This window comes from Kribbella sp. NPDC050820 (assembly GCF_040653975.1).
In the GTDB taxonomy this organism is placed as follows: domain Bacteria; phylum Actinomycetota; class Actinomycetes; order Propionibacteriales; family Kribbellaceae; genus Kribbella.
Window position 1 is genome coordinate 1 of record NZ_JBFAHB010000105.1, and the last position, 26728, is coordinate 26728.

A 26728-nucleotide genomic window follows, 5' to 3' on the forward strand; every position below is an offset into this window, starting at 1 on the left:
CCTCGACAGCTCAGAAACCTAGACAGAGAACGGCGTGCGCCGCTCAAGCCGCGCTCAACCACCCACACATCCGTCACAAGAGCCGGTTATCCCCTGAAGTTGCCGGGGGCCAGCCGCAGCCGTTCACCCACCACCGGAGCCCAGTCCACCCGCCGAAGACCAGCTCGCGCGACCACACCCCGGCGCCGCCGGAGGCGGCCCGGAACCAGCGGCCGCCAGAGGCGGCCAGGAACCTGCCGCCGCAGAAGGCGGTGACCCTTCCCAGCCCCACCCCAACAGGTGCTTCCGGCTCACCTCCGGGCCGTCGAAACCACCCACATCCGTCACCAGAGCCGGATATCCCTCCAAACGCTGGGTTATCCACTCGCATACGAGCAGATAGCCCACCACCCGCGTGGTTATCCCCTGAAGTTGCGTGGTCCGCTGCAGCAGTCCACCCAACACCGGAGCCGAGTCCACTCGCCGACCACCTGCCCGCGCGACCACACTCCGCGGCGCCGCCGCAGGCCGCCAACAAACAGCCGCCGCCGAAGGCGGTGTCCCTTAGCCACCCGTACGCCCGAGCACAGTCCACCCGCCGACCACCAGCCCGCGCGACCACACCCCGCGGTGCCGCCGCAGGCGGCCTGACACCAACAGGTGCTTGCGGCTCACCTCCGGGCGTCCAGACCCACCCACACATCCGTCACCAGAGCCGGATATCCCTCCAAATGCTGGGTTATCTACTCGCATACGAGCAGATAACCCACCATCCGCATGGTTATCCCCTGGAGTTGCAAGAGGGCCGGCCGCGGCCGTTCCCCCGACACCGGAGCCCAGTCCACTCGCCGAACACCTGCCCGCGTGATCACACTCGGCGGCGCGCCGGAGGTGGCCAACAGCAGCCGCCGCCGGAGACGATGTCCTTTAGCCACCTCGACCCCGAGCACAGGCCGCTCGCCGAGCGCGTGACGTGTGAGTACGGTGTGCGGCGACGCCGCAGGCGGCGAACAAACAGCCGCCGCCGAAGGTGGTGTCCTTTGGGCGGTGTCCGTGGCAGTAAGTCGGCGGGGGGTTAGCAGTACGGCGGGTTGGTGGTTACTGCGGTGGCTACGCGGAGGAAGAGGTTGAAGAGGCGGTAGAGGTGGGGCATGTCGGCTTGGACGGTGATGGTGCGGTCGTCGCGGCGGGTTACGCCGGGGATGGCGGTGAGGTGGGAGACGACTGAGGCGGATTGCCAGCGGACGGTCAGCTCGCGGGTGGAGGTTAGGTTGGCGGGGAGGGATGGGAGGGCCGCGAGGGCGGTGGCGGCGGTTTGTTCGATGGCGGCTTGGGCGTCGGGGACGGGGACGAGTTCGGCGGCGAAGCGGTCCTTGGCGTACTTGACCGGGACCACGGCGACATTCGGGTCCCAGGCGGTCATTTCGGCGCAGGCTGTGTCGTCGCCGGTGAGCATTGCGACGGGTACGCCGTACGCGGCGGCGGCGGCGTGGAAGAGGCCGATCTCGCCCGTGACCTGGTCGTCGAGCCAGATGTCCTCGATCTCGTGGCCCATGAAGCTGTGGCTGAGCACGCCGAGCACCCCGGCGCGCGCGTGGTACCCGATGCAGAGGGCGGCGTCGTACTCGCTCGTCAGTCCCTCCATCATGCCCATCGGCTTCGGCCGGCCCTTGATCAGCGTGGCGCGGCGGTCGAGGAGGTCGGGCAGCAGGTTGCGCATCGGGCCGTGCGCGTCGTTCACCAGTACGGCGGTCGCGCCTGCCTCGTAGGCGCCCCGGATGGCCGCGTTCGTGTCCTCGGTCATCAGCACCCGGCCGCGTTCGTAGTCGCGTCCCGGCGGCTGGACGTCCTCCGCGTCGACCAGCCCGGTGATGCCTTCCATGTCCACGCTCAGATAGACCTTCACGGCAGGCAGCGTATGTTCTGAAGGGTGAACGCCGGCGCCGAGGTCAGGGCTTGGCGGCCCGCGCTGAGCGGGGTCGTCGAGGTGCTGCACGCCCACTTCCGGTCGCATGCGTACCCGAGTCACACGCACGACGCCTGGACCGTCCTGATCGTCGACGAAGGCGCCGTACGGTACGACCTGGACCACCGCGAGCACGGCTTGGCCCAGGCACAGGTCTCCCTGCTACCGCCGAACGTCCCGCACGACGGCCGCTCGGTCCATCCCGAGGGCTTCCGCAAACGCGTCCTGTACCTCGAGCCCGATCGCCTCGGCGACAACGTGATCGGCGCCGCCGTGGACCAGCCCGAGTACGTCGACCCCGTCCTGCGACACCGCATCCACCAACTCCACGGCGTACTCCGAGACGGCAAGGAGGACCTGGAAGCGCAAAGCCGGCTGATCCTGATCGAGGAGCGCCTGCGCCAGCACCTGCGCAGCAACGTCACCGACCCGCCGGATCGACGCGACCCCGGGCTCGCGCGCCGACTACGCGACGTACTGGACGGCCACGTCCCGGCAGGAATCACGCTGGACGACGCCGCGAAGCTCGTGCACGCCCATCCGACCCACCTTGTCCGGGCGTTCAGCCGCGAGTACGGAATGCCGCCCCACCGCTACCTGACCGGCCGACGGGTGGACCTGGCGCGGCGGTACCTGCTCGACGGCTGCCCACCGGCCGAGGTGGCGACGCTGGCCGGCTTCTACGACCAGTCACACCTCAACCGGCACTTCCGGAAGATGCTCGGCGTCACGCCGGCGAGTTTTGTGAAGCGTTGACCTTCGACGCCTTGTACGCCTTCACGCCCCAACTGCCGAGCACCCCGGCGATCAGCAGGTTGACGACGATCAGGATCGTGTGCGCGACGTAGTACCCGGTCGGTCGCCCCTCGGTGTCGGCCAGCGCCTTGATGAAGCGCAGGTAGGTCACCACGTTCCAGACCGCGATGCCGATCAGGACGAGAGCGTGCTTGCGTTCGAGTTTCACCAACACATTGTCCCAAGACGGGGCGGCCGCGCCTCACTCGGCCGCCCCGGCGCGAGGGGCGAGCTCACTGCGAACGACATTCGTCCATCGGAGAGCGCACGGCAAGATGCGGAAAGCTACCGACGGGTTACTCAAGGGTTTCCCTGCAGACCGGTACGACGTTCAACTACGGATTGGGCCGATCGACCATGCGCAGGAGCTGCGTCCGGTTGGCCACGCCGAAGCGCCGGTAGAGCCGCGTCAGCTGGGACTCGACCGCCTTGACGCTGAGGTAGAGCGCGGCCGCGATCTCGCGGTTGGTGGAGCCGTCGCGGACCATGGAGACGATCTGCTGCTCGTTGTCGGTGAGCTCCGACGGCTGACGGCTGCGACTCGGTACGTCGAGACGCGCCAGCTCGGTCTCCGCCACCTCACGCCACGCCGGGGCGCCGTACGCCTCGAACTGCTCGATCGCGTCCAGGAACGCGGTCCGGGCGACCGAGCGCCGGCGGGCCTGCCGGGCGACGCGGCCGCGGGTGAGCTCGCAGCGGGCCAGGTCGAGCGGGTAGACGCGGTCGCCCGCCGTACTGATCGTTGCCTCCAGCAAGTCCAACGCCGCGGCCGGGTCGCCTTGCTTGGCGATCAGCAACGCCTCGGACCGGGCCAGCCCGACCCGCACGACCGCGCGGTCCAGCGTCTCGGCACGACTGCGGATGTCCGCGATCAGCGTCGCCGCGTCCTCCAGCCGCCCGGCCGCGACCAACGCCTCCGCGTAATCCGCGTGCCACGGGATGACGGCTGGGTCGAACGGCATCGCCGCCTCCCCCGAGTCCGCGATCGCGTCGAACGCCTCCACCGCACGCTGCGGATCCCCGGTCAGTACGCCGATCAGCCCGAGCGAAGCCAGGGCGGGCCCGGTCCACTCGTCGTTCCCGACCAGCCGGACACCTTCCAGCGCGGCCTCGGCCAACTGCCGTCCCATCGCCGCCGTGCCGCCGGCCCACTCCGCGCGGCTCGCGATGATCATGCCGACCTCGGCCTCTTCGCCGATGTCCTGCATCAACTGGTAGCACTCGTGGCCCGCGGCGAGCGCGTCCGCGCCCCGCCCGCTGCGTTCGTAGATCGCGGTCGCCGAGATCAGCACGGACGCCAGCCACCGCATTGCCCCGCCGTCACGGACCTCGTCCACCAGCGCGCTGATCGACGAGATCGCCTCCGCGGTCCGGCCGCGGAACAGCTCCTGCATCGCCGCCATCTGCCGCGCGTTGACCACCGTCTTCGTGAGCGGCAGGTCGCGCGACAGCTCCGCCGCCTGCTGCAGCAGCGCGTCCGCGGTCTGCTCGGCGTCGCGGGCGATCTGCACCGACGAGGCCGCGCTCAACGCGTCGACGATCGCCTCGGTGTCACCGCACTCCCGCGCGAGCCCCTCCGCGACCCGCGCATCCTCCTGGGCCTCGTCCAGCCGGCGGTCGAAGTACTCGCTGTGGCTGCGCATGATCCGCACCCGCGCCTCGAGCCGCTTGTTGCCGACCGCGGCCTCGAACGCCTCGGCCAGCAGCTCCACCCGCCGGTCCCGATCGGGCCACGCGGCGTCCACCAGCAGCAACAGCGCCGGCACCTTGGTCTCTGGATTCGTTGCCGCCTGGATGGCGTGCCGCGCCATCTCGGCCGACTCCGCCAGATGACCGGCGGCTGCGGCGTCGTCAGCGGCCCGGGTCAGGCGTCGAGCACGGTCGTCCGGCAGGCTGATCGGCGTACGCTCGGCGGCCAGCCGCCACAGCGTCGCAGCCGCACCAGGCGCTCCGCGGCCGGCGGCGACCGCGGCGGCCTCCTCAATGGTGACGGCCAGCTCCGGGTTCGCCTCCTGGGTGGCGAGCGCACGATGGGTCGCGTTCTCGACCGGTTCGTCGACCACGGCCGCGAGCTGCGCGTGCGCCTGCCGGCGGGCAGCTGACGTCGCCTCGGCGTACACGAACTCCCGCAGCAGTGGATGCGTGAACCGCAGCCGCTCGGAGGACACGTCGACCAGCCCGAGCGTCTCCACCTGGGCGAGCTCGCCGTCGATCGGCCGCCCGAGGGACTGCGCGATCTGGGTCGTGGTCGGGCGCGGCGACGAGGCTGCGTGCAGCAGGAGCTCGTGCGCGCCAGGCGACAGGTCGGCCAGCCGGTCGCCGAGCAGCGTCTTGAGCCGGCTCGACACCGGAAGCGGATCGTTGGGCGACACCCCCTGTGGATGGCGCAGCACCGCGCGGCCGAGCTCCAGCGCCATGAAGGGATTCCCTGCGCTCGCCGTGAAGATGCGGCGGGCGGTACGCACCGGAAGCGGGCTGGACAGGCGCTGTCGCAGCAGACCGAGTACGTCGGGCTCAGTGAGCGGCGGCACCTCCAGCTGCAGCACGGGCTCGGGGCACGCCTCCGACATCACCGGGAGATCACCGTCTGCCACCTGCTCGGTGGCGAGCATGTGCACCCCGTCGGTCAGCCTGCGGGCGCAGAAGGTCAGCACCTCGAGGCTGGACGGGTCCACCCACTGGATATCGTCCACCACGAGCAGCACGGGCCCGTTGGCCGCGAGCCGACGGAGAACATGCAGTACGGCGAGGCGCACAGCCAGCTCGTCGCGGACCGTGTCAGGCGCACTGGCCTTCAGCAGCGCCACCTCGAGCGGCTGGCGGAGGTGGTCGGGCAGGACCTGCCAGGCCAGCTCGAGCTGGTTGGACAGCAGGTCGAGAAGGGTGACGTACGGGAGGCTGGCTTCGGACTGTGACGGGGCGGCGCTGAGGACCCGGCAGCCGACCTTGGTGCGATCCGCGACCAGCGCGCGGCCGAGGGCTGACTTGCCGATCCCGGTCGGGCCGTAGAGCAGCACGCTGCCGCTGGTCTCGAGCTGCTTCCGCGCACGCTCGACCAGCCCGGCGCGCCCGACCAGCTCGTCGTCAGTCATCGATCACAAACTCCTCGAAGGATTACCTTCGCCGATTATCACAGTCAACGACCATCCGACACGGCGAGTGTCACATGAGGAAACCATCCCGTCACCATCCTGTCACCCGTCGCAGCCCTGGTATGAGCGCTCCGGACGGCACTGTTGTGCCGGGGCACGAGATGGCAGTTGTGATTGAAAGTTAGATCGATGCGACGTCAGGGGAAGCTGAGGAAGGCTCTCAGCAGGGCGGCGGTGCCGGAGAGGTGTTCCTGCATCGCGCTGCGCGCGGCCTCGACGTCACCGGCCAGGATCGCGTCGACGATCGCCTCGTGCTGCTCGTTGGAGTGCTCGATGTTGCGTTCCAGCAAAGGGATCGCGTCCAGCAGCTCGTTCAGCCGCATCCGGACGTCGGCCGTCGCCGAGGTGAGCGACGGCGAGCCGGTGACCTCCGCGATCGCCAGGTGCAGGCGCGAGTCCAGCCGGCGGTAGTCGGCCAGCGACGCGGCCGAGGTCTCCGCGAGACACCGGCGAAGGTGTTCTTCCTCGCCTGCGCTCAACGACCGCGCCGCGGCCGCCTCCGCAGCCCCGGTCTCCAAGGCGGCACGCAGTACCAGGGCATCGTCCAGGCCGTCGCCCAACTCGCGGGCCAGTCGCTTGGCCGGCGTACGGCGGGGCTTCGGCAGCTGCTCGTTGACGAACGTGCCGCCGTACCGCCCGCGCCGGGACTCGACGTACCCCGCCTCGGTGAGCGCGTGGATCGCCTCGCGCAAGGTGACCCGGCTGACGTTCAGCCGGGCCGCCAGGTCGCGTTCGGACGGCAGCCGGTCACCCGGCACCACGACCCCCAGTTTGATTGCCTGCAGCAACCGCTCGACCGTCTCCTCGAACGGGTTCCCGGTCCGGACCGGCCGGAACAACGCGTCGTCTGCTTGGGCAACCATGGTCACAGACTAGAGCGGTGTCACGTACGCGCCCGAGATGCCGCCGTCCACCAGGAAGGTGTTGGCGGTGATGAAGGAGGAGTCGTCGCTGGCCAGGAAGGCGACCGCGGCGGCGATCTCCTCCGGCTCGCCGAACCGCCCCATCGGCACGTGCACCAGCCGGCGCTGGGCCCGCTCCGGGTCCTTCGCGAACAGCTCGGTGAGCAGCGGCGTGTTCACCGGGCCCGGGCAGAGGGCGTTGACCCGGATCCCCTGCCGGGCGAACTCGACGCCGAGCTCGCGGCTCATCGCCAGCACGCCGCCCTTGGACGCGGAGTACGAGATCTGCGACGTGGCCGCGCCCATCACCGCGACGAACGACGCGGTGTTGATGATCGACCCCTTGCCCTGCCGTTGCATGTACGGGATCGCGGCCTTGCAGCACAGGTACACAGACGTCAGGTTGACCTCCTGCACCTTGCGCCACGCCTCCAGCCCGGTGTCCAGGATCGAGGCGTCGTCAGGCGGCGAGATGCCCGCGTTGTTGAACGCGATGTCGACGCTGCCGTAGGTGTCGAAGGCCTGCTTGAACAGGTTCTCCACCGCGGCGGCATCGGTGACGTCGGTGGCGACGAACAGCCCGCCGGCCTCGTCCGCGGCAGCCTTTCCGGCGGCAGGGTCGAGGTCACCGACGACGACGTGCGCGCCCTCCGCGGCCAGCCGCCGTACCGCGGCCAGGCCGATCCCGCTCGCGCCCCCGGTCACCACCGCGACCCGGCCCTCCAGCCGGCTTGCCTTCACGTCCATTCAGTCCTCCGTGCTGATGAAGATGTTCTTGGTCTCGGTGAACGCGTCCAGCGCGTCCGGGCCGAGCTCGCGGCCGAGGCCGGACTGCTTGTAGCCGCCGAACGGCGTCGAGTACCGCACGGACGAGTTCGAGTTGACCGACAGGTTGCCCGCCTCGACCCCGCGGCCGACCCGCAGCGCGCGGCCGACGTCCCGGGTCCAGATCGACCCGGACAGCCCGTACTCGCTGTCGTTCGCGATCCGCAGCGCGTCCGCCTCGTCCTCGAACGGCACGACCGCGACGACCGGCCCGAAGATCTCCTCCCGCAGCACCCGGTCGCTCGGCGCGGTCACCACGGTCGGCGGGAACCAGAATCCGGGACCGCTCGGCGCCGTCCCCTGGAAGGCCACGTTCTCCACGTAGGACTCGACCTTGGCCCGCTGCCCGGCCGAGATCAGCGGCCCCATCTCGGTCTCCGGATCGCCCGGATCACCGACCCGGAACCCCCTCACCGCCGGCTCGAGCAGCTCCAGGAACCGGTCGTACGCCGTCCGCTCGACCAGGATCCGCGACCGGGCGCAGCAGTCCTGGCCGGCGTTGTCGAACACGCCGTACGGCGCCTGAGCCGCGGCCTTCTCCAGATCCGCGTCGGCGAACACGAGATTGGCGGACTTCCCGCCGAGCTCGAGCGTCACCCGCTTCAGCTGCTCGGCGCACCCGGCCATGATCTGCTTGCCGACCGCGGTCGACCCGGTGAAGACCACCTTGCGTATGGCGGGATGCGTGACGAACCGCTGCCCGACCACCGACCCCTTGCCCGGCACCACCTCGAACACCCCCGGCGGCAGCCCAGCCTCCAGCGCCAGCTCACCGAGCCGGATCGCGGTCAGCGGCGTCAGCTCGGCCGGCTTCAGTACGACGGTGTTGCCCGCCGCCAGCGCGGGCGCGAAACCCCAGCCCGCGATCGGCATCGGGAAGTTCCACGGCACGATCACGCCGACCACGCCGAGCGGCTCGTGAAACGTCACGTCGATGCCGCCGGCAACCGGAATCTGCTTGCCGAACAGGCGTTCCGGCGCGGCCGAGTAGTAGGTCAGCACGTCCCGGACGTTGCCCGCCTCCCAGCGCGCGTTGCCGATCGTGTGGCCGGCGTTCTCGACCTCCAGCGCGGCGAGATTCTCCAGGTCGGCGTCGACCGCGTCGGCGAACCGGCGCAGCAGCCGGCCGCGATCCGCGGGCGCGACGTTCCGCCAGGTCTCGAAGGCATCCGCGGCCCGGGCAATCGCCACGTCCGCGTCCGCCTCGGTCGCCAGCGAGATCGTCCGGACGACCTTCTCGGTGGCCGGGTTGATCACGTCGTACCTCATGAAGTTCTCCTGGATGCGTCGATCAGGGCGGTGAACAGGCGCAGGTCGTCCACGTTCTCCTCCGGATGCCACTGCACGCCGATCGCGAAGTCGTGCCCGTCCACCTCGGCGGCCTCGACGGTCCCGTCACCCGCGCGGGCGGTCACCCGCAGCCTCGGGGCGACGACGTCGAGGGCCTGGTGGTGGTAGCAGCGACCGCTCGTGCGATCGCCGAAGATCCGGGCGGCCAGTGTGTCCGGCTCCACTTTGACCTCGGTGGTGCCGAAGATCGCCGGCAACGGCCGGTGCTCGTCGTGGGCCACGACCTCCGGAAGGTGCTGGTGCAGCGTGCCGCCGAGCGTGACGTTGAGCATCTGCAGCCCGCGACAGACCGCGAGCAACGGCAGGTCCTGCTCGAGAGCCGCGCTGATCAGGACCCGCTCGTGCTCGTCGCGGCCGGGCCTGGTGTCGACCGTCTCCGGATGTGCGTCAGCGCCGTACGTCAAGGGATCGACGTCGCATCCACCTGAGACGACCAGCCCGTCGAGCAGTTCGAGGACGGTCGGGTCAGTGCCGACCGGCGGCAAGAGAATCGGTACGCCGCCGGCCGCAACCACTGCGTCGAGATAAACGCGAGGCAGCAGCGCGGCTTCACGCTGCCAGATCCCCCACGTGGCCGGCTCCAGGTACGTCGTGATGCCGATGCGAGGCCTAGAGACGTTCGAAGCCACGGATTCGCTCCCAGTCGGTGACGGCGGCGTCGTACGCGTCGAGCTCGACCCGGGCCGCGTTGGCGTAGTGGTCGACCATCTCGTCGCCGAACGCTCCACGGGCGATCTTCGAGCCGGTGAACAGCGCGGCCGCCTCGCGCAGCGTCGACGGCACGTGCTGCTTGTCCGACTCGTAGGCGTTGCCCTCCAGCAACGGCTCGAGCTCCAGCTCGTTCTCGATGCCGTAGAGGCCGGAGGCGATGATCGCGGCGACGCCGAGGTACGGGTTCACGTCGCCGCCGGGCAGGCGGTTCTCCACCCGCAGGGACTCGCCGTGGCCGACCACGCGAAGTGAGCAGGTGCGGTTGTCCAGGCCCCAGGCGACCGCGGTCGGCGCGAAGCTGCCCTTGGTGAACCGCTTGTAGGAGTTGATGTTCGGCGCCAGCAGGTAGGTGAACTCGGACAGGCAGGCGAGCTGGCCGGCGATGAACTGCTCCATCAGCTCGGAGAACCCGTGGTCGCGGTCACCGGCCAGGACCGCCGCACCCTCGGTGGACCGGAAGCTCAGGTGGATGTGGCACGAGTTGCCCTCGCGCTCGTCGTACTTGGCCATGAAGGTCAGGCTCTTGCCGTGGGTGGCGGCGATCTCCTTGGCGCCGTTCTTGTAGATCGAGTGGTTGTCGCAGGTGGCGACGGCCTCGTCGTACCGGAACGCGATCTCGTGCTGGCCGAGGTTGCACTCGCCCTTGGCCGACTCGACGTACATGCCGGCGCCGGTCATCCCGTTGCGGATGGCGCGCAGCAGCGGCTCGACCCGGGCGGTGCCGAGCAGCGAGTAGTCGACGTTGTACTGGTTGCCCGGCGTGAGGTCGCGGTACCGCTTGTCCCACGCGGCCTCGTAGGTGTCGTCGAAGACGATGAACTCGAGCTCGGTGCCGACGTACGCCTTCATGCCGCGCTCGGCCAGCCGCTCCAGCTGCGCCTTGAGGACCTGCCGGGGCGACGCCACTACGGGCGTGCCGTCCAGCCACTCCACGTCGCACAGCACCAGCGCCGTGCCGGGCTGCCACGGGACGAGCCGGAGCGTGTCCAGGTCGGGCGCCATCACCAGGTCGCCGTACCCGCGCTCCCAGGACGACATCGCGTAGCCGTCCACGGTGTTCATGTCGACGTCCACGGCGAGCAGGTAGTTGCAGCCCTCGGTGCCGTGCTTCAGCACCTCCTCGACGAAGTACCGACCGCCGCAGCGCTTGCCCTGCAACCGGCCCTGCATGTCGGTGATCGCCACCAGCACGGTGTCGACCTGCCCTCGAGCCACCAGGTCCCGGAGCTCCTGCACGCTCAACTTCCCACCACCAGAAGCCACGGCCACTCCCACGGGTCTATTGGTCTACAACCAGTCCATTGACTCAAGCCTCGGGCCGGATGTCAATCGGGGGTTTCCCTTGACAGCGGGTCCCGGCGCGAGGAACCTCATGGCCAGCCTTAGTGGTATGTCAGCAGACCATTGGAGGGGGCAGCGATGAGCCGGAAGAACGCGCATGTCGGCTACGAGCAGGTCGGCAAGGAGTATCTGGAGCACCGGCAGCTCAAACGCGGTGCCGCCGGCTGGGTCCTGCTGGCCGGGCTGGGCGTCGCCTACGTCATCTCCGGCGACTTCGCCGGCTGGAACTTCGGCCTGGCCGAGGGCGGCTGGGGCGGTCTGCTGATCGCCACCATCCTGATGGCGACGATGTACACCTGCATGGTCTTCGGCCTGGCCGAGCTGGCCTCCGCGATCCCGGTGGCCGGCGCGGGCTACGGGTTCGCCCGCCGCGCGCTCGGCCCGCTCGGTGGCTTCGCCACCGGCACCGCGATCCTGATCGAGTACGCCATCGCCCCGGCCGCGATCGCCACCTTCATCGGCGGTTACATCGAGGCGCTCGGGCTGTTCGGGCTGACGTCGAGCTGGCCGGTCTACCTGGCCTGCTACGTGATCTTCGTCGGCATCCACCTGTACGGCGTCGGCGAGGCGCTCCGGCTGACCCTGGCGATCACCGCGCTCGCGGTGGTCGCGCTGGTGGTGTTCGTGATCGCGATGGTGCCGAAGTTCGACGCGGACAAGCTGTTCGACATCGTGCCGAACACCGCGGCCGGCGCGAGCGACTTCATCCCGTTCGGGTACGCCGGCGTCCTGGCGGCCCTGGTGTACGGGATCTGGTTCTTCCTGGCGATCGAGGGCGTGCCGCTGGCCGCCGAGGAGGCCCGGGACCCGCGCAAGGACATGCCCCGCGGCATCATCACCGGGATGGTCGTGCTGCTGGTCTTCGCGGCCCTGATGCTGGTCTTCACCGCCGGCGGCGCCGGGTCCTCGGTGGTAGCCGAGTCCGACAACCCGCTCCCGCTGGCGCTGCGGACCGCGTTCGGCGGTGACACCTGGGTCGCCGACTTCGTCAACTACGTCGGCCTGGCCGGGCTGATCGCGAGCTTCTTCTCGATCGTGTACGCCTACTCGCGGCAACTGTTCGCGCTGTCCCGGGCGGGCTACCTGCCCCGCTTCCTCTCGGTGACCGGCAAGCGCAAGACGCCGTACCTGGCGCTGACCGTGCCCGGCATCATCGGCTTCCTGCTCGCGGCGATCACCCAGGACGGCGCGCTGCTGATCAACATCGCCGTCTTCGGCGCGACCGTGTCGTACGTGCTGATGATGCTGTCGCACATCGTGCTCCGGGTGCGCGAGCCCGGGCTGGACCGTCCGTACCGGACGCCCGGCGGGGTCGCGACCACCGGCGTGGCGCTGGTGCTGGCCGTGACGGCCGTCGTGGCCACCTTCTTCGTCGACAAATTCGCGGCCGCGATCACGGCGGCGATCTTCGTGGTGGCGCTCGCCTACTTCTGGTTCTACAGCCGCCACCGCCTGGTCGCCTCCGCGCCCGAGGAGGAGTTCGCCGCGATCCAGCAGGCCGAGGAGGAGCTGTCCTGACCACGGAGTGCCTTGGCACTCAACTGTCAGTGAACAAGTTTGCACGCTGCGGAATTCTGCGGAAAATCGGGGGATTCGGCCGCACCGCCCAAGCGGCCCTTTTCCGGAGGACGCTCTATGCGATCTTTCATCACCCGTCCCCGCGCCCTGGCCGTGCTGCTGGCCGGTACGGCGCTCACGTTCAGCCCACTCGGTGGACAGGCGTCGGCGAAGCTGCCGGTCGACCAGGTCGGCAACCCCTGCTACATGCCGGCCGACCCGACCTCGGCGCGCGGCGGCCAGGAGGCTGACCACCGCGAGCTGTCGGTGGCCGAGCAGAAGGCGATCGACGCGAAGACCGCGCAGATCCTGAAGGCGAAGGCAGCCCGCGGGCTGACGCCGAAGGCCGGCACGCTGGCCGCCGCGAGCGTGCCCGTCTACGTGCACGTGATGCGCAGCAGCTCCGGCGCCGGTGACGTGACCAACACCCAGATCTCGCAGCAGATCGCCGAGCTGAACCAGAACTTCGCCGGTGGCGAGTCGTCCCAGGCCGCGAACACCGGCTTCAGCTTCTACCTGGCCGGCACCTACCGCTACAACAACAGCACCTGGCACCGCGACGGCCAGAGCACCACCTACCGCTCGCAGACCCGCAAGGGCGGAGCGAACGCCCTGAACATCTGGCTGGTCAACTTCTCCTACCTCGGCATCGCGACGTTCCCGTGGGACTACGCGAGCAACCCGTCGATCGACGGCATCCGGGTGCAGTACACCTCGCTGCCGGGTGGTTCGGCCACGAACTACAACCTCGGCAAGACCGCCACGCACGAGGCCGGCCACTGGTTCGGGCTCTACCACACGTTCCAGGGCGGCTGCACGAGCACGAACGACTCCGTGTCCGACACCCCGGCCCAGGGCAGCGCCACCAACGGCTGCCCGACCGGTCGCGACTCCTGCTCGCTGCCCGGTCTGGACCCGATCCACAACTACATGGACTACTCCTACGACGCCTGCTACAACCAGTTCACTCCCGGCCAGAGCACGCGGATCAGCAACATGTGGACCGCGTACAGAGGCTGACCTTGGCGTGACGCCTAACCCCAACGCCGTCTAGAGTGCCGCCGATGCGTGTGCTTCTGACGGCAGCCGCTACCGCCGCACTGGTGGTCAGCGGTCCGCTGACAGCAACCGCCGCCGGCCAGGGCCCACAAGGCCCGGTCGGCGGCGACCTGCTGACCACGAAGCCGACGGTGGTCGCCGATGGCGCGACACCGCCGGCAGTCCAGGCATCGGCGTACGTCGTCGCCGACATCGACACCGGCGAGGTGCTGGCCGCGAAGGCGCCGCACGCCAAGCTGCGACCCGCCAGCACGCTCAAGGCCCTCACTGCGCTCGTCCTGCTGCCCCGGCTGAAGAAGTCGGACGTGCTGGTCGGCACCGACGGCGACGCCGGGATCGAGGGCAGCAAGGTCGGCGTCTACCCCGGGCTGCGCTACTCGGTCGACCTGCTCTTCCAGGGCATGTTCCTGGCGTCCGGCAACGACGCGGTGCACGCCCTGTGCATCCACGACCAGGGTGGCGTCAAGGGCACGATCCAGCGGATGAACCAGAAGGCCAAGGAGCTCGGAGCGAACGACACGACCGTGACCGACCCGACCGGCCTGGACGCCGACGGGCAGTACTCCAGCGCCTACGACCTGGCCCTGTTCGCGCGCGCCGGGCTGGCCCGGCCGGACTTCGCGAAGTACGCGTCGACGAAGTACACGGCCTTCCCGAACGTCGGCAACAAGGGCACGTACCAGGTCGCGAACCAGAACAAGCTGCTGTTCAACTACGACGGCGCCCTTGGCGTCAAGACCGGCTACACCACGCTGGCCCGCAACACGTTCATCGGTGCTGCCCGCCGCAACGGCCACACGCTGGTGGTCACGCTGATGAACGCGCCGCACGGCATCTCCGAGGACGCGACCAACCTGCTCAGCTGGACGTTCAAGAACTACGACCGGCTCACCCCGGTCGGCACCCTGGTCAAGCCGGCCGCCGCACCGCCATCGAAGGCGGCAAGCGGTCCCGTCGGGGGCAAGCAATCCGAGTCCGGTACGAAGCAGCCGCCGCGCAGTCGCACTGTCCTCAATCCAGGACAGGCGGTTCAGTCATTGGTCGTCCGCATCCCGGCATGGGTCTACGCGGGACCACCGGTCCTGCTCCTCGGCCTGTTCCTCCGACGCCCCCGTGCTCTCCGCAGGCGGCGGCGCTCGCGCTAGCGGCGGATCGAGCGGGCGGCCTTGGCCAGCTGCATGGCCAGAGCGCTGGCCGTGACACCCAGCAGGGCACCGGCTGCCACCGCGACCGTGTCTGCCTTCTTCTGGGGTACCGGGACGACCTTGTAGCGCTTGCCGGGTGGCCCGGGGAGCAGCGGCTCCGACACCAACTCGCGCTCGCGCTCGGGCTCAGCTTCCGGCTCCGGCTTTGCGGCCGCCTTCTCGGCTGCCTCCTTGTCGAGCGACGCCTCCTTGGCCCAGGCCGCGATGAGCATGATCGCCCGTGTGATCAGGTAGATCCACACCAGCAGCGCCAGCGGCAACGCCAGAGCGCCGTACGCCGCGTTGCGTCCGATGACGTGGTCGACGTAGGCGTTGCCGAGCTTCTGCGCCGCGTAGAACAGGATCCCGCCTGCCAGCGCCGCGATCAGCGCGACCTTGCGCGGCAGGATGATCCGCGGCAACGCGGTCTGGATGTAGAGCACAAGTACGGCGCCGGCGCCGATGCCGAGCGCGATGCTGCAGGCCTCGATCCCCCACTGCGCCAGCCAGGTCCCTTCCAGGTCGGCCCAGTCGACGATGCGGTGCGACAGCCCGGCGAGGATCGACGAGGCGCCGGTGGCGATCGCGCCGACCGCGCCGAGTCCGAGCAGCGCGCCGAAATCGACCAGCTTCAGCTGGACTATGTTGCCCGGCTCGTCGTCCAGCTCGTGCATGGACCGGATCGAGGCCCGCAGCGAGTCGATCCAGCCCAGACCGGTGAACAGCAACGTGACGGCCGAGATCAGCCCGATGGTGCCGGCGTGGCTGACCAGCGCGTCGATGTCGATGTGGTTGCCGATCCCGGGCAGGGTCTTCTCCAGCGTCTCCTTCAGCTTCTCGATCGCGTCGTCACCGAGCAGTGAACCGACGACGGCCGCGGCCAGCACGATCAGCGGGAACATCGACAGGAACGCGAAGAAGCTCGTCGCCCCCGCCAGCCGGTTGCCCCGCCGGTCGCCGTACCGCTGCCAGGCCCGCCACAGCTGTGTCCGGCTGAACCGCTTCCAGGCCGCCTTCACGTTCATCCGTCTCCTGTACCCGAGGTGCTGAGGCCTAGCCTTTCAGGGGGAAGGAGCGTTGGGGGCGCCACACGCCGTCGGCGCCGTGCTCGTACCGGCTGAAGGCGTCGACGTCGAAGGCGCAGTCGTACTCGGCGAGGGCGTCGTACGCGCGGTCCAGCGCCTCCTTGTCCAGGTCGTGCGCCACCGTCACGTGCGGGTGGTACGGAAAACGCAGCTCGACCTCCAACGGCCCGGACCGGACCTGCGACTGCAGCACCTCGCACGACGAGATGCCCTCGGCCAGCGGCACGAACACCACCGGCGAGATCGGCCGGAAGGTCGCCGTACCGCGCAGCCGGATCCGGAAGCTCGGGAACCGTGCCGCCACCTCGAGCAGGTGGTCGTCGATCAGCCCCAGGTCGGCGTCGTCGATCTCGGTCGGCGGCAGCAGGGTGACGTGGGTCGGGATCGAGGAGGCCATCGGGTCACCGAACTCGGCCCGGTACTTCTGCAGCTCCGATCCGTACGGTTCGGCGATCGGGATCGCGACACCGATCGTCGCCATCCGCGGGCCTACCGGCCCGATCCGAGGGCCGGCCCGGGCACGAAGCCCAGCCGGTCGAACACCCGCTGCAGCGTCGGCTCGGTCACCGCCCGGGCGCGCTCGGCCCCGGCGGCCAGGATCGCGTCCAGCTGGGCCTTGTCGTCCAGGTAGCCGAGCGTCTGCTCCCGGAACGGGGTGACGAACTCGACCACCTGCTCGGCGAGGTCCTTCTTGAAGTCGCCGTACCCACGGCCGGCGTACTCGTCCTCGAGCTCGCTGATCTTGCGGCCGGTCAGCGCCGAGTAGATGGTCAGCAGGTTGGCCACGCCGGCCTTGTTCTCCGGGTCGAAGACGACGTCGCGACCGGAGTCGGTGACCGCGGAGCGGATCTTCTTCGCGCTCACCTTCGGGTCGTCGAGCAGGTCGATGATGCCGGCCGGCGACGAGCTCGACTTGCTCATCTTGGCGGTCGGGTCCTGCAGGTCCGCGATCTTCGCGGTCTCCTTGACGATGTACGGCTCGGGCAGCCGGAAGGTCTTGCCGAAGCGGTGGTTGAATCGCTGCGCCAGGTCCCGGGTCAGCTCCAGGTGCTGGCGCTGGTCCTCACCCACCGGAACCCGGTCGGCCTGGTAGATCAGGATGTCCGCGGCCTGCAGGATCGGGTAGGTGAACAGGCCGACGGTGGCCCGGTCGGCGCCGCCCTTGGCGGACTTGTCCTTGAACTGCGTCATCCGGCTGGCCTCGCCGAACCCGGTCAGGCAGCCAAGCACCCAGCCCAGCTGGGCGTGCTCGGGCACGTGCGACTGGACGAACAGCGTGGACCGCTCCGGGTCGATCCCGGCCGCGAGCAGCTGCGCCACCGAACGGCGGGTCCGCTCCCGCAGTTGCTTCGGGTCGTACTCCACCGTGATCGCGTGCAGGTCGACGACGCAGTAGAACGCGTCGTGGTCGTCCTGCAGGGCCACCCACTGACGCAACGCACCGAGGTAGTTGCCGAAGTGGAAGGAATCGGCCGTCGGCTGGATCCCGGACAGCACCCGAGGGCGACGCTGGGAACCGGCTGCGGAGGGGTCAGACGCAGCATGGGACATGGAGACGATTCTGCCAGCGCCCCGGCTCTGACCCACACCGGGGCGGGTCCGCTCCCCCATAAACTCCGGACTATGACTTCCCCCACACGCCCCTCCCTCCACCCGGGCGGCGAGGCGACGGCGATCGTGATCCCCGGCGGCCAGTTCGGTCCGACCGCTCCGCTCCTCATGTACGCCGCCGACGCGGCCGAGCACCGCGGCGCCGAGGTGGTCCGGGTGTCGTGGGACGAACCCGACGGCCCGCTGAACCTGACCGAGCCGGAGCGCGGCGGATGGGTGCTCCCACAGGTGATGCGCGCTGCCGACGGCGTCACGGGCGACGTGTTGCTGATCGGGAAGTCACTTGGCAGTTATGGGTCCTGCCTGGCCGCCGACCGCAAATTGCCGGCGATCTGGCTCACCCCGAACCTGACCAGCGACTGGGTGGTCGACGGCCTGCGCCGCTCGACCGCGCCGTTCCTGCTCGTGGGCGGTACGGCGGACCCGCTGTGGGACTCGACGCTGGCTCGAGAGCTCACGCCGTACCTGCTGGAGGTGCCGGAGGCCGACCACGGGATGTACATCCCCGGGCGGCTCGCGGCGTCGGCCGCTGTGCTCGGGCAGGTTGCGACGGCGGTGGAGGATTTTCTGGATCAGGTCGTCTGGGTGTAGCTCACCAGGACCAGCCGCGGGAGGCTAGGGCCTGTTCTTCGCGCCAGCGTTTTTCTTCGCTGCGTTCGAGGTCGTCCTCGTCCGGGACTCCGGCGAGGCGGCAGGCCTCGTCGAGGAGGTCGTCGTACGCCGCCTCGACGGCCATCAGCTTGTGGGCACGCGCATACACGCCGGGCGCGGTCTCGATCCGCCGGATCTCCCCGGCCAGGTGACCGAGCCGGGTCTGCAGGCGCAACGTGTCAAACGGGTCGGGGTCCGGCTCGGTCCGCGGGCGCAGCCGCCGGGTGACACGCCCCGCTGAGGTCTGCACGCCCCGCCGCCAGCGCGACGCCGGCGGCTGCGGCAACACCAGGTTGAGCAACACGCACAAGAACACGAACAGGAGCAGCACAGCTACCCACTCCATCGACCTCACCACCCTCTTCAGAGGTTACGTCGGCTGCCTACCGACGGCGAGGTGTTTTTCCGCGGGGTTACGCGTTCGTGGCCGGGTCTCCATCGACGGCCGTGGCGAGCTTCGGGACGAGCTGGTCCAGGACGATCGGCAGGCTCAGCACCGAGACGAACTGGATCGCGCCGTACAGCGGGTCGTCGTAGTTCTCCTCGATGAAGACGTCCCGGCCTTCGGTGCGGACCTTGAAGTTCTTGTAGAGCGGGTCCGCCTTGAGCTTGGCCGTGCCACCCTTGGCCGGGAACCAGACCAGCACCTGCTGGTCGAGGACCGAGAGCCGCTCCGCGCTGACGTTGCCGCCGAACTTGTCCCCGATCACCTTGTCCAGCCCCTCCGGCAGCGCGAACCCGAAGTCGGTCAGCAACCGCGACCGCGGGTCCTGGGTGCCGTAGATGAAGTACCCCTCCCACGGCGTCGCGGCCAGCGCCGTCTTGCCCTGGAACTCGGGGTGCTCGGAGCGAACCTTCGCGAACCGGTCCTCGATGCCCTTCACCAGCTCGTCGGCCTGCTTGGGCTTGCCGACCGCCTGCCCGACCGTCCGGGCCACGTCCTGCCAGGCCACGCCGTAGTCCGGTACGCCGGCCGGTTGCGCCACGGTCGGCGCGATCGCGGTGAGCTTCTTGTAGTCGTCGGCGGTGACCCCGGAGTACAGCCCGATGATCAGGTCCGGCTGCAGCGCCGCGATCTGCTCGAACTGGATCCCGTCCTTGTCCTTCAGCACGGTCGGCAGCGCGCCGTCGCCGAGCTTCTCCTTCGCCCACGGGAACAACGCCCCGGGCTTCTCGCCGAACCACTCGGTCGTCGCCACCGGTACGACGCCCAGCGCCAGCAGCGCGTCCTGCTCCACCAGACCGACCGCCACCACCCGCTTCGGCGCCTCCTTGACGACCGTCTCGCCGAACTTGTTCTTGATCGTCACCGGGAACGCCCCGGCCTCGGCCCCGGCCTGCGAGCCGGCCGCAGCCTCCGGCGCCTCGTCACCGCTCCCACAGGCGGTCAGTGCCAGCAACGGAACGACGAGCAACGCGAGCGGGCGCAGGAGTGACCGCATGACAACCTCACAGGGGTTCCACTTGAGTTAGGTTGTCCTAACCTAACCCAGGAATCAGTCCCGGTGATACTTCGTGACCGCCTTGTCCTGCTTGAGTTTGTCGGCTGCGGACTGGATCCGGGCGGTCCACTCGGGGAGCGCGAGACCGCCGGCGAGGAACTGTCCGGTCGCCTGCGCGGCGGCGGTCGCGAACTCCGGATACCAGTCGGCGAAGTACCAGGTGATGACCTGGTCACCAGCTGCGGTCAGCAGGTCACGGGCGGAGCGGAGCGCCGTACCGATCTCCAGGCCGTCTGCGGCGCCGCGGACGACGGTGAGCTGGTTCGACTCGGTGGTGACCTGGGCGGCGACGTCCCTGGACAGCATCGCCCGCAGGTACTCGAGCCCGCCCGCCTTGTTCTTCGCCTTCTCCGGGACCAGGTACGGCGCGGTGGCCGCGACATGCACGCCACGGACCAGCGCGGAGGAGCCGTCGAGCGGCGGGACGCCGAGCATGGTCAGCACGAACCCCGAGGGGATCAGCGGCTTCATCTCGTTCTCGAGCCAGTTGCCGCACGGCAGCAGGCCGGCCTTCGAGGCCAGGAAGCGTTTCTGCGAGGCGATGTGGTCGAACTCGAGGCTGCCCGGCGCGATCAGCCCGCGCTTGGCGAGCTCGCCGACCGCGGTGATCGCCCGGGTGACGCTCTCGTCCTTCCAGGCGTCGTCCTCGAGGTTGTCGATCCGCTTCAGCACGTCGTGGCCGCCGGTCTTCGCGGCCAGCGTGAGCACCAGCTCCAGCACGTAGTACGGGTGCGCGCCGGCGTAGACGAACGGGCCGAGTCCGGCCGCTTTCATCTCGGTGCCGAGGGCAAGCAGTTCCGGCCAGGTCCGCGGCACGTCCCAGCCGAACCGCTGGAACAGGCTGGCCGAGTACCACAGCCCGTACACGGTCGCGACGTAGTTCACCGTCCGCTGCGTCCCGTCGTACCGCCCGGCCTCGAGCATGCCCGGCAGTACGGCGTCCTGCACGGTCACGTCGGGGTTGTCCCAGCCCGGAGCCTCCAGCAACGGCTTCAGGTCGGCCAACTGGTCCTGCCCGACCAGTCGGCCGAGCTCGAGTTTCCCGTCGCCCGTGTTCAGCACCGCGTCCGGCGGGTTCCCGGCCGCGAACCGCGGCAGCGCCAGGTCCCGCAGCTTCGCGGACACCGACGAGGTCACGTTCGCGCTCGCGTACTTCTTCCGGTACGCCGACGCCGCGAAACCGCCGTACTCCTGCCCGGCCAGCACCTCGACGGGCGCCTCGCCGGCGACGCCGAACGGGTTGGCCGGGTCCGCGGCCGGTGTGGGGTCCGTCGTACCCGTGGAACAGCCGCTCAGCAGGGCGCCGGCCAGCGCGCCCTGCAGAACGGTCCGTCGTTTCAGCACCCCGGCAGGGTAGCTACTTCAGGGTGGCACCGGTCAGGCCGGCCTGGACCTGACGGTAGAAGATCAGGTAGACCACGATGACCGGGACCATGGCGATGGTCAGGGCGGCGAACAGCGTGCCCCAGTCGTTCTCGTAGCGCTGGCTGCCCAGCAGGGTCGCGATGCCCTGCGACAGCACCGGTTTCTCCGGCGACAGGAACGACGGCAGCACGAACTGGTTGAACTGGCCCAGCACGTTGAAGATGCCGACGCTGATCAGGCCCGGCTTGGCCATCGGCAGCATCACCCGGAAGAACGTGGTGCTGTGCGACGCGCCGTCGACCAGCGCCGCCTCGGCGACCGAGGTCGGCAGCGTTCGGAAGAAGGCGTGCATGAAGAACACGGTGAACGGCAGCGAGTACGCGATGTAGACCAGGATCAGGCCCTGGTACGTCGACACCATCCCGAAGCCCTTGACCACGAAGAACAGCGGCACGATCGCCAGGAAGACCGGGAACATCATGCCGGCCGCGAACAGGTAGTAGATGAACCGGTTGCCGGGGAACTCGTAGCGGGCCAGCACGTAGGCCACCATCGAGCCGAACAGCATGGTGCCGAAGACACCGCCGGTCACCACGACCAGGCTGTTGAACAAGTACTGGCCGATGCCCTTGTCCCAGGCCTTGGTGTAGTTGGACCAGAGCAGTTCCTTGGGCAGCGCCCACGGGTTGTCGCCGAAGATCTCGCCGGTGCTCTTCAGGGAGGCGATCACCGCCCACACGAACGGCACCACGACCAGGATGCTCCAGGCGATCAGCACCGTGTGGGAGAACACGTTGACCGGGCTGAAGGCACGGTCCTTGCCACCGGCCGGATGCGCCGCGGCGTCGGTCTTCGACCGGGTGTCCTCGACGTCGATCTGTACAGGTACGGTCATGTCCGGCCCCTCAGTATTCGATCCGCTCGCGGCGGGTGGCCCGGAGCAGGACGGCGGCGATGATCAGGGTCAGGAAGAACAGCACCACACCCATCGCCGACGCATAGCCGGCGCGGCCGTACTGGAATCCGTTGTCGGCGATCTGCAGACCCATCACCTGGGTGGAGTTGTCGGGTCCGCCCGGTCCCGCCGTCATGACCGCGACCAGGGCGTAGGCGTCCAAGGCGATGATGGCCAGGTACACCCACGACGTCTGGATGGTGTCCCACAGCAGCGGCAGAGTGATCCGGAAGAACGTCGCCAGTCGGCCCGCGCCGTCGATGATGGCGGCCTCGAAGATGTCCTTCGGGATCCCGGACATCGCCGCGTTGAACAGCACCAGGTAGAACCCGACGCTGCCCCAGATCAGCACCCACATGACGCAGTACAGCGCGATGTCGGGGTCGGCCAGGAACTCCGAGGTCGGCAGACCGACCGCCTTGAGGACGGAGTTGGCCAGACCGGTGTCGGTCGAGGTCATCACCGTGGACCAGATGACGGCGATGACCGGGACGGCCAGGACCTGCGGGAGGAAGAACGCCAGCTTGTAGAAGCCGTTGCCCTTGACTCCCTGCACGCCCGCGGTGTTCGCCCGCCCGCCCACGTTGAGCAGGTAGGCGAAGGTGAGGGCGAGGAAGATCGTGATCAGCGGCAGGCCGACCAGCAGGATCAGGTTGTGCCCGAGCGCCTGGCGGAACACCGCGTCGTCGGCGAGGGTCCGGAAGTTGTCCAGTCCGACGAACTTGAACTCCGGTGAGATCCCGGTCCAGTCGGTCAGGGAGTAGTAGAACGCCTGGACGAACGGCGAGATCACGAAGATCGCATACAACGCCAGTGGAATCGCGAGGAAGCTCGCGACGAACCGGTAACTGCCGTGCCGCATCTTTCTCCTTACAGCGCAGGGGCAGGTTCAGCTGGGCTGCGGGTCAGGTTCCCCCACAGCCCAGCATGCACCCAAATACTCAGCTACGGGTCTGCTTCACGGTCTTCGGGTCCTTCGCCGTGTCGTCGGCGATCTTCTGGGCCTGGTTGCAGAACTCGTCGGCCGTGATGCGGCCGGCGGCAAGCTCGCCCCAGACGTTGCGGATCGGCTTGTCCATGGTCGAGTACCAGGCGGCGAAGTAGGTCGTCCAGTTGTTGTCGCCACCGGTCTTCAGCAGCGCGCCGGCCGACGAGGCGCCCGGGCTCAGCTTCAGGCCCTCACCGCCGCCCTTGACCACGGTCGGGGAACCGGTCAGCTCGGTGAACTTGCCGGCCGCCTCCTTCGACAGCATGATCCGCATGTACTCCAGGCCACCGGCCTTGTTCTTCGCCTTCTCCGGCACGATGAACGGCTCGCCGGCGGCGATCTCGGTGCAGTCGACCGGCAGCTTCGAGCCGTCCAGCAGCGGGGTGTAGGCCGCGGTGGTCTCGAAGTCCGCCGGGGCGACCGGCTTCTGCTCGTTCTCCAGCCAGGAGCCGGACGGGATGAACGCCGCCTTGCCCTGGTTCCAGGCCGTCTGGGACTGGATGTGGTCCAGACCCTCGGTGCCCTGCATGAAGTAGCCCTTGCCCTTGATCTCCAGGATCGCCTCGGCGGCGGCCTTGATCGACTCGTGCTTCCACGCGTTGGGCTCGAGTTGGTCGATCGCCTTGATGACGTCGTGGCCACCGTGCTTGACGGCCATGTCCATGTGCACCTGGCCGATGTAGTACGGGTGCTTGCCCTGGTGGGCCATCGGCGCGATACCGGTCTTCTTGATCTCCTCGCACAGGTCGAGGAACTCCTGCCAGGTCTTGGCCGGCTCCCAGCCGTTCTTGGCGAACAGCGGCTTGTTGTACCAGATCGCGTAGACGGTCAGCACGTAGTTGAGCAGCAGCGGCTTGCCGCTCAGCTGGGCCGCCTCCAGCGTGATCGGCTCGATGGTGTCGCGGACCTTCTTGCTCGCGTCGTCGATCGAGGCGGCGTCGAACAGCTGGGTCAGGTCGGCGAGCTGACCGCTCGAGGCCAGCGTCGACGACGGCAGCGCCGAGGCGCCCGAGTTGTCGATCACGTCCGGCGGGTTGCCACCGTTGAACCGCGGCTGCAGCTGCGGCGTGATGTCGGTGATGCCGGCGTGCTTGATGGTGGCCTCGGGGTACTTCTTCTTGTACATCTCCTCGTGGGCCTTGGCGTAGTCGTCGCCGTACCCGCCCTTGAAGATCACCACGTCGAGCGGGTCCGAGGACTTGACGCCGAACGGGTTCTCCGCGGTCTGTTCGGCGCCACCACCGCCGGTGCTGCTGTCTTCGCTGCCACCGCTGGCACACGCCGAGAGCAGTGTGCTGCCGCCGGTGGCCAGCAGGGTGCCGACCGCCGCGCGCTGCAGGAACAGCCGCCGCGACAGGTTGTCAGGAGTGCTCATGGGTCCCGCCTTCCGAGAGTGTTTCATGCAGTACGCCGGATCCGGCCGGCGTACTGTGCTTCAAGGGCGTGGTTGTGGTCGTCGCCGCCCGGGATGTTCGCGGACAGGTAGACCGGAGCGGTCTCACCTGCCTCGCTCAGCCGGCGCAGGACCTCGGCTACCAGCATCTGCGCGATCAGTGCGGCAGTGATGGACGACACCGCGCAGACCTTGGCGCCGTTCGGCAGGTCGAGCACGGAGTCGCCGTACGGCGCATGGTTGTCCAGCACCACGTCCGCGAAGTCGATCAGTTTCTTGCCGGACGGGTGGCGCGAGTCCATTCCGCCGGTGTGCTGCAGGGAGGTGATCGCGATCAGCGGGTGGCCCTTCTCCTTCACCACGGTGGCGAACTCGACGATCGAGCCGTTCACCCCGGAGTTGGAGGCGATCACGAACAGGTCGGCCGGGTGCGGCTCGGCCAGGTCGTAGAGCCGGCGCGCGATCGACGGGTCGCGTTCCAGCTCACCGCCCTTGAGCAGCTCGAGCGGCTCGCCGCCGAGCAGGACCAGGTCGCGCAGCGCGATCCGGTTGGTGGCGATCAGCCCGCCGGCCCGGCCGGCGATCTCCATCGCCAGCGCCTCGGAGTGGCCGGAGCCGAACGCCTGGATGACGCCGTCGTTGCGCAGCGCCGTGGTGAACAGGTCGGCGGCGTCCTGGATCGGCCCGTCGATCTGCTCGGTGACGGCGGTCATGATCGGCGTCAGCGCGTGAACATAAGCCTGCGCGCTCACCCCGCCGGTCGCCCCCGGTCCGCCTTGGTTACTGCTGGCCATCAGCGGCCCCACCCCTCGACTAATGTGTTCGCCGCGACACACCTGGTGCCGACAACTGCGCAAGTTTGCGGTTTGCTGGACAGAACTTTTCTCAACTGGCAGCTAAAGTCAAGGCTCATCTCACTCTTCTCCCCAGATCGGGACCGTTGCGTGACCTTGGTTGTTGTTGTCCACTAATGCACTCTTTCGAGCAGTTTGGAGCATTGCGTATGTCGGTCGAACGCCAACTGCCGGAACCTGCGGACTCAGTGGTCTTGATGCCAGCATCGGCACTGGTCCTGGGCGGCGACCTCGGCGGCACCTCCACCCGGATCGTGATCGCGGACCATGAGGGCAACGTAGTCGGTCGAGGGGCGGCCGCGGGCGGAAACCCGACCAGCCACCCCGTGAGTGCCGCAGCCAACTTCGGCCAGGCGCTTCACGCCGCGCTGGCCGGGCTGGAGCCGACCGCGGTCAAGGCCGCGGTGATCGGAGCGGCCGGCGGCTCGGCGCTCGCGCGGCCGGACGTCCGCGCGCAGTTCGACGCCGCCTGGGACGGCGCCGGGCTGACCGCGAAACCGGAGTTCATCGGCGATCTGGAGGTGGCTTTCGCCTCCGGCACGCCGGAACCGGACGGCGTCGTGCTGATCGCGGGCACCGGCAGCGCAGCCGGCCTGGTCCGCGACCACCAGCTGATCCGGACCGCCGACGGGCACGGCTGGCTGCTCGGCGACGACGGCTCCGGCTTCTGGCTCGGCCGGGAGGCCGTGCGCAGTGTGTTGCGCAAACTGGATCTGGGTGAACCGATCGGTGTGCTCGGCCAGGCCGTCGTCAAGGCCGTGCTGCCGGACCGCGACGAGCACGCAATCGCCCAGCGTGAGGGGTACGACGTGCTGCGTGACGACCTGGTTCGCGCGGTAAACGGTCGCCCGCCGGTGATGCTGGCCGAACTGGCCCGGACGGTGGTGTGGGCTTTCGAGCAGAACGACGAGACCGCACACGCATTGGTGAAACGCGCAGCCGAACTGCTCACAGAAACGGTCGGCCGGCTCAGGACAACGTCGGACAAGGGCCCGTTGGTGCTCGCCGGAAGTGTCGCAGGAGAATCGTCACCGGTCGGCCGGCTGATCCGCGAGACCATTCACCAGCACTTCTCCGGCGAGGTCCTGACTGCCAAGGACGGGGTCGGTGGCGCCACCTGGCTCGCGCTCGGCACCCTCGACCCCGCCCTCGCCACCCGCGAGAACCACACCCGCCTGGTCAGTTAGGTCGTGGCTGGCAATTCCGTGCCGAGTGCCGCGCAGTAGGCGGGGAATTGCCAGACACGACCTCTAGTCGAACACGGACGCCTGGCGGACCTCGACCGCGTAGAACCCGGCCTCGGGGATGGTGGCGGCGATCTCCTCGGCGCGCTCGGGTGTCGCGACGTCGACCAGGAAGACGCCGGCCAACTGTTCCTTCGCCTCGGAGTAGGGACCGTCGGTCGTGGCCCGGACACCCTCGCGGGCCCCGACGACCCGGGTCCCCGACGGCGGGTGGAGCGGTACGGGAGTTACGAGGACACCCCGCACCTCCCGCCCCGGG

General features: G+C 69.0%; 25 protein-coding genes. 6 read left to right on the top strand and 19 right to left on the bottom strand.

The genetic code is table 11. The features are described from left to right. Positions 1-1054 precede the first annotated feature (1054 nt). The gene (locus AB0H36_RS44365; RefSeq protein ID WP_360537545.1) at positions 1055-1885 is read right to left on the bottom strand and encodes a M55 family metallopeptidase; all 831 of its coding nucleotides are present in this window, start codon (positions 1883-1885) and stop codon (positions 1055-1057) included. A 24-nt stretch (positions 1886-1909) separates the two neighbouring features. Between AB0H36_RS44365 and AB0H36_RS44370 the strand changes: the two genes are divergently transcribed. Continuing rightward, complete coding sequence (locus AB0H36_RS44370) at positions 1910-2701, top strand: AraC family transcriptional regulator (RefSeq protein WP_360537547.1); 792 nt, start codon at positions 1910-1912, stop codon at positions 2699-2701. Here AB0H36_RS44370 and AB0H36_RS44375 read toward each other — a convergent pair. The 7 genes from AB0H36_RS44375 to AB0H36_RS44405 all read right to left on the bottom strand — a co-directional run bounded on the left by AB0H36_RS44375 (position 2673) and on the right by AB0H36_RS44405 (position 10943). After that, positions 2673-2909, bottom strand: a complete 237-nt coding sequence (locus tag AB0H36_RS44375) for a hypothetical protein (RefSeq protein WP_360537549.1) — start codon at positions 2907-2909, stop codon at positions 2673-2675. The two genes, AB0H36_RS44370 and AB0H36_RS44375, sit on opposite strands and share 29 nt — an antisense overlap. A gap of 166 nt (positions 2910-3075) precedes the next feature. Then, positions 3076-5832, bottom strand: a complete 2757-nt coding sequence (locus AB0H36_RS44380) for an AAA family ATPase (protein ID WP_360537551.1) — start codon at positions 5830-5832, stop codon at positions 3076-3078. A gap of 197 nt (positions 5833-6029) precedes the next feature. Beyond that, positions 6030-6755 (bottom strand): FCD domain-containing protein, encoded by a 726-nt coding sequence (locus AB0H36_RS44385; protein WP_360537553.1) that lies wholly within the window; start codon positions 6753-6755, stop codon positions 6030-6032. Between the two features lie 9 nt (positions 6756-6764). Next, positions 6765-7541 (bottom strand): 3-oxoacyl-ACP reductase, encoded by a 777-nt coding sequence (locus AB0H36_RS44390; RefSeq protein ID WP_360537555.1) that lies wholly within the window; start codon positions 7539-7541, stop codon positions 6765-6767. Further along, entirely contained in the window at positions 7542-8888 is a 1347-nt protein-coding gene (locus AB0H36_RS44395; protein WP_360537557.1) for an aldehyde dehydrogenase family protein, read from the bottom strand. Beyond that, complete coding sequence (locus AB0H36_RS44400) at positions 8885-9598, bottom strand: gamma-glutamyl-gamma-aminobutyrate hydrolase family protein (protein WP_360537559.1); 714 nt, start codon at positions 9596-9598, stop codon at positions 8885-8887. Before AB0H36_RS44400 ends, AB0H36_RS44395 begins: the two co-directional genes overlap by 4 nt. Further along, on the bottom strand, positions 9579-10943 hold the full coding sequence (locus AB0H36_RS44405) for a glutamine synthetase family protein (RefSeq protein ID WP_360537561.1): 1365 nt from the start codon (positions 10941-10943) through the stop codon (positions 9579-9581). Before AB0H36_RS44405 ends, AB0H36_RS44400 begins: the two co-directional genes overlap by 20 nt. Before the next feature lie 156 nt (positions 10944-11099). Here AB0H36_RS44405 and eat point away from each other — a divergent pair, with 156 nt between their 5' ends. From eat to AB0H36_RS44420, 3 genes are all read left to right on the top strand, one after another. Beyond that, positions 11100-12539: an ethanolamine permease gene (gene eat, locus AB0H36_RS44410; protein WP_360537563.1), complete on the top strand. Its 1440-nt coding sequence runs from the start codon at positions 11100-11102 to the stop codon at positions 12537-12539. A gap of 117 nt (positions 12540-12656) precedes the next feature. After that, on the top strand, positions 12657-13598 hold the full coding sequence (locus AB0H36_RS44415) for a zinc metalloprotease (RefSeq protein ID WP_360537565.1): 942 nt from the start codon (positions 12657-12659) through the stop codon (positions 13596-13598). 44 nt (positions 13599-13642) lie between these two features. Continuing rightward, on the top strand, positions 13643-14782 hold the full coding sequence (locus AB0H36_RS44420) for a D-alanyl-D-alanine carboxypeptidase (protein WP_360537567.1): 1140 nt from the start codon (positions 13643-13645) through the stop codon (positions 14780-14782). Here AB0H36_RS44420 and AB0H36_RS44425 read toward each other — a convergent pair. From AB0H36_RS44425 to trpS, 3 genes are read right to left on the bottom strand one after another with little or no spacing between them, the layout of a single operon-like run. Next, positions 14779-15846 carry a YihY/virulence factor BrkB family protein gene (locus AB0H36_RS44425; RefSeq protein WP_360537569.1) on the bottom strand — a complete coding sequence of 356 codons (1068 nt, stop codon included), beginning with the start codon at positions 15844-15846 and terminating at the stop codon, positions 14779-14781. The genes AB0H36_RS44420 and AB0H36_RS44425 overlap by 4 nt on opposite strands. Before the next feature lie 28 nt (positions 15847-15874). Further along, positions 15875-16387 carry a 2'-5' RNA ligase family protein gene (locus AB0H36_RS44430; RefSeq protein ID WP_360537571.1) on the bottom strand — a complete coding sequence of 171 codons (513 nt, stop codon included), beginning with the start codon at positions 16385-16387 and terminating at the stop codon, positions 15875-15877. Positions 16388-16395: 8 nt separating this feature from the next. Beyond that, positions 16396-17457 (bottom strand): tryptophan--tRNA ligase, encoded by a 1062-nt coding sequence (trpS, locus tag AB0H36_RS44435; RefSeq protein ID WP_360537573.1) that lies wholly within the window; start codon positions 17455-17457, stop codon positions 16396-16398. A 72-nt stretch (positions 17458-17529) separates the two neighbouring features. Between trpS and AB0H36_RS44440 the strand changes: the two genes are divergently transcribed. Beyond that, positions 17530-18108 (top strand): alpha/beta hydrolase, encoded by a 579-nt coding sequence (locus tag AB0H36_RS44440; protein ID WP_360537575.1) that lies wholly within the window; start codon positions 17530-17532, stop codon positions 18106-18108. A 1-nt stretch (position 18109) separates the two neighbouring features. On the opposite strand, the gene AB0H36_RS44445 is transcribed toward AB0H36_RS44440, so the two are convergent. The 7 genes from AB0H36_RS44445 to AB0H36_RS44475 all read right to left on the bottom strand — a co-directional run bounded on the left by AB0H36_RS44445 (position 18110) and on the right by AB0H36_RS44475 (position 25165). Then, positions 18110-18514 carry a hypothetical protein gene (locus AB0H36_RS44445; RefSeq protein ID WP_360537577.1) on the bottom strand — a complete coding sequence of 135 codons (405 nt, stop codon included), beginning with the start codon at positions 18512-18514 and terminating at the stop codon, positions 18110-18112. Positions 18515-18581: 67 nt separating this feature from the next. Then, positions 18582-19610: an iron-siderophore ABC transporter substrate-binding protein gene (locus tag AB0H36_RS44450; RefSeq protein ID WP_360537579.1), complete on the bottom strand. Its 1029-nt coding sequence runs from the start codon at positions 19608-19610 to the stop codon at positions 18582-18584. Between the two features lie 54 nt (positions 19611-19664). Next, on the bottom strand, positions 19665-21014 hold the full coding sequence (gene ngcE / locus AB0H36_RS44455; protein WP_360537581.1) for an N-acetylglucosamine/diacetylchitobiose ABC transporter substrate-binding protein: 1350 nt from the start codon (positions 21012-21014) through the stop codon (positions 19665-19667). Positions 21015-21027: 13 nt separating this feature from the next. After that, a complete protein-coding gene (locus tag AB0H36_RS44460; protein WP_360537583.1) occupies positions 21028-21930 on the bottom strand; it encodes a carbohydrate ABC transporter permease in 903 nt (300 codons plus the stop codon). A 10-nt stretch (positions 21931-21940) separates the two neighbouring features. Continuing rightward, positions 21941-22852: a sugar ABC transporter permease gene (locus tag AB0H36_RS44465; protein WP_360537585.1), complete on the bottom strand. Its 912-nt coding sequence runs from the start codon at positions 22850-22852 to the stop codon at positions 21941-21943. A gap of 79 nt (positions 22853-22931) precedes the next feature. Then, positions 22932-24353 carry an N-acetylglucosamine/diacetylchitobiose ABC transporter substrate-binding protein gene (ngcE, locus tag AB0H36_RS44470; protein WP_360537587.1) on the bottom strand — a complete coding sequence of 474 codons (1422 nt, stop codon included), beginning with the start codon at positions 24351-24353 and terminating at the stop codon, positions 22932-22934. Positions 24354-24376: 23 nt separating this feature from the next. Then, positions 24377-25165, bottom strand: coding sequence for an SIS domain-containing protein (locus tag AB0H36_RS44475; RefSeq protein ID WP_360537589.1), 789 nt, complete (start codon positions 25163-25165; stop codon positions 24377-24379). Between the two features lie 257 nt (positions 25166-25422). Here AB0H36_RS44475 and AB0H36_RS44480 point away from each other — a divergent pair, with 257 nt between their 5' ends. Then, positions 25423-26412, top strand: a complete 990-nt coding sequence (locus AB0H36_RS44480; protein ID WP_360537591.1) for a BadF/BadG/BcrA/BcrD ATPase family protein — start codon at positions 25423-25425, stop codon at positions 26410-26412. Between the two features lie 63 nt (positions 26413-26475). On the opposite strand, the gene AB0H36_RS44485 is transcribed toward AB0H36_RS44480, so the two are convergent. Further along, a partial coding sequence (locus tag AB0H36_RS44485) for a YciI family protein (RefSeq protein ID WP_360537593.1) occupies positions 26476-26728 on the bottom strand: 253 nt, incomplete at its 5' end.

Excerpts from the sequence above, each read along its gene's own strand:
- AB0H36_RS44380 (WP_360537551.1), bottom strand. The coding sequence starts at position 5,832 with ATGACTGACGACGAGCTGGTCGGGCGCGCCGGGCTGGTCGAGCGTGCG.
- AB0H36_RS44385 (WP_360537553.1), bottom strand. The coding sequence starts at position 6,755 with ATGGTTGCCCAAGCAGACGACGCGTTGTTCCGGCCGGTCCGGACCGGG.
- AB0H36_RS44390 (WP_360537555.1), bottom strand. The coding sequence starts at position 7,541 with ATGGACGTGAAGGCAAGCCGGCTGGAGGGCCGGGTCGCGGTGGTGACC.
- AB0H36_RS44395 (WP_360537557.1), bottom strand. The coding sequence starts at position 8,888 with ATGAGGTACGACGTGATCAACCCGGCCACCGAGAAGGTCGTCCGGACG.
- eat (WP_360537563.1), top strand. The coding sequence starts at position 11,100 with ATGAGCCGGAAGAACGCGCATGTCGGCTACGAGCAGGTCGGCAAGGAG.
- AB0H36_RS44415 (WP_360537565.1), top strand. The coding sequence starts at position 12,657 with ATGCGATCTTTCATCACCCGTCCCCGCGCCCTGGCCGTGCTGCTGGCC.
- AB0H36_RS44420 (WP_360537567.1), top strand. The coding sequence starts at position 13,643 with ATGCGTGTGCTTCTGACGGCAGCCGCTACCGCCGCACTGGTGGTCAGC.
- AB0H36_RS44425 (WP_360537569.1), bottom strand. The coding sequence starts at position 15,846 with ATGAACGTGAAGGCGGCCTGGAAGCGGTTCAGCCGGACACAGCTGTGG.
- AB0H36_RS44430 (WP_360537571.1), bottom strand. The coding sequence starts at position 16,387 with ATGGCGACGATCGGTGTCGCGATCCCGATCGCCGAACCGTACGGATCG.
- trpS (WP_360537573.1), bottom strand. The coding sequence starts at position 17,457 with ATGTCCCATGCTGCGTCTGACCCCTCCGCAGCCGGTTCCCAGCGTCGC.
- AB0H36_RS44440 (WP_360537575.1), top strand. The coding sequence starts at position 17,530 with ATGACTTCCCCCACACGCCCCTCCCTCCACCCGGGCGGCGAGGCGACG.
- AB0H36_RS44445 (WP_360537577.1), bottom strand. The coding sequence starts at position 18,514 with ATGGAGTGGGTAGCTGTGCTGCTCCTGTTCGTGTTCTTGTGCGTGTTG.
- AB0H36_RS44450 (WP_360537579.1), bottom strand. The coding sequence starts at position 19,610 with ATGCGGTCACTCCTGCGCCCGCTCGCGTTGCTCGTCGTTCCGTTGCTG.
- AB0H36_RS44460 (WP_360537583.1), bottom strand. The coding sequence starts at position 21,930 with ATGACCGTACCTGTACAGATCGACGTCGAGGACACCCGGTCGAAGACC.
- AB0H36_RS44465 (WP_360537585.1), bottom strand. The coding sequence starts at position 22,852 with ATGCGGCACGGCAGTTACCGGTTCGTCGCGAGCTTCCTCGCGATTCCA.
- ngcE (WP_360537587.1), bottom strand. The coding sequence starts at position 24,353 with ATGAGCACTCCTGACAACCTGTCGCGGCGGCTGTTCCTGCAGCGCGCG.
- AB0H36_RS44475 (WP_360537589.1), bottom strand. The coding sequence starts at position 25,165 with ATGGCCAGCAGTAACCAAGGCGGACCGGGGGCGACCGGCGGGGTGAGC.
- AB0H36_RS44480 (WP_360537591.1), top strand. The coding sequence starts at position 25,423 with ATGCCAGCATCGGCACTGGTCCTGGGCGGCGACCTCGGCGGCACCTCC.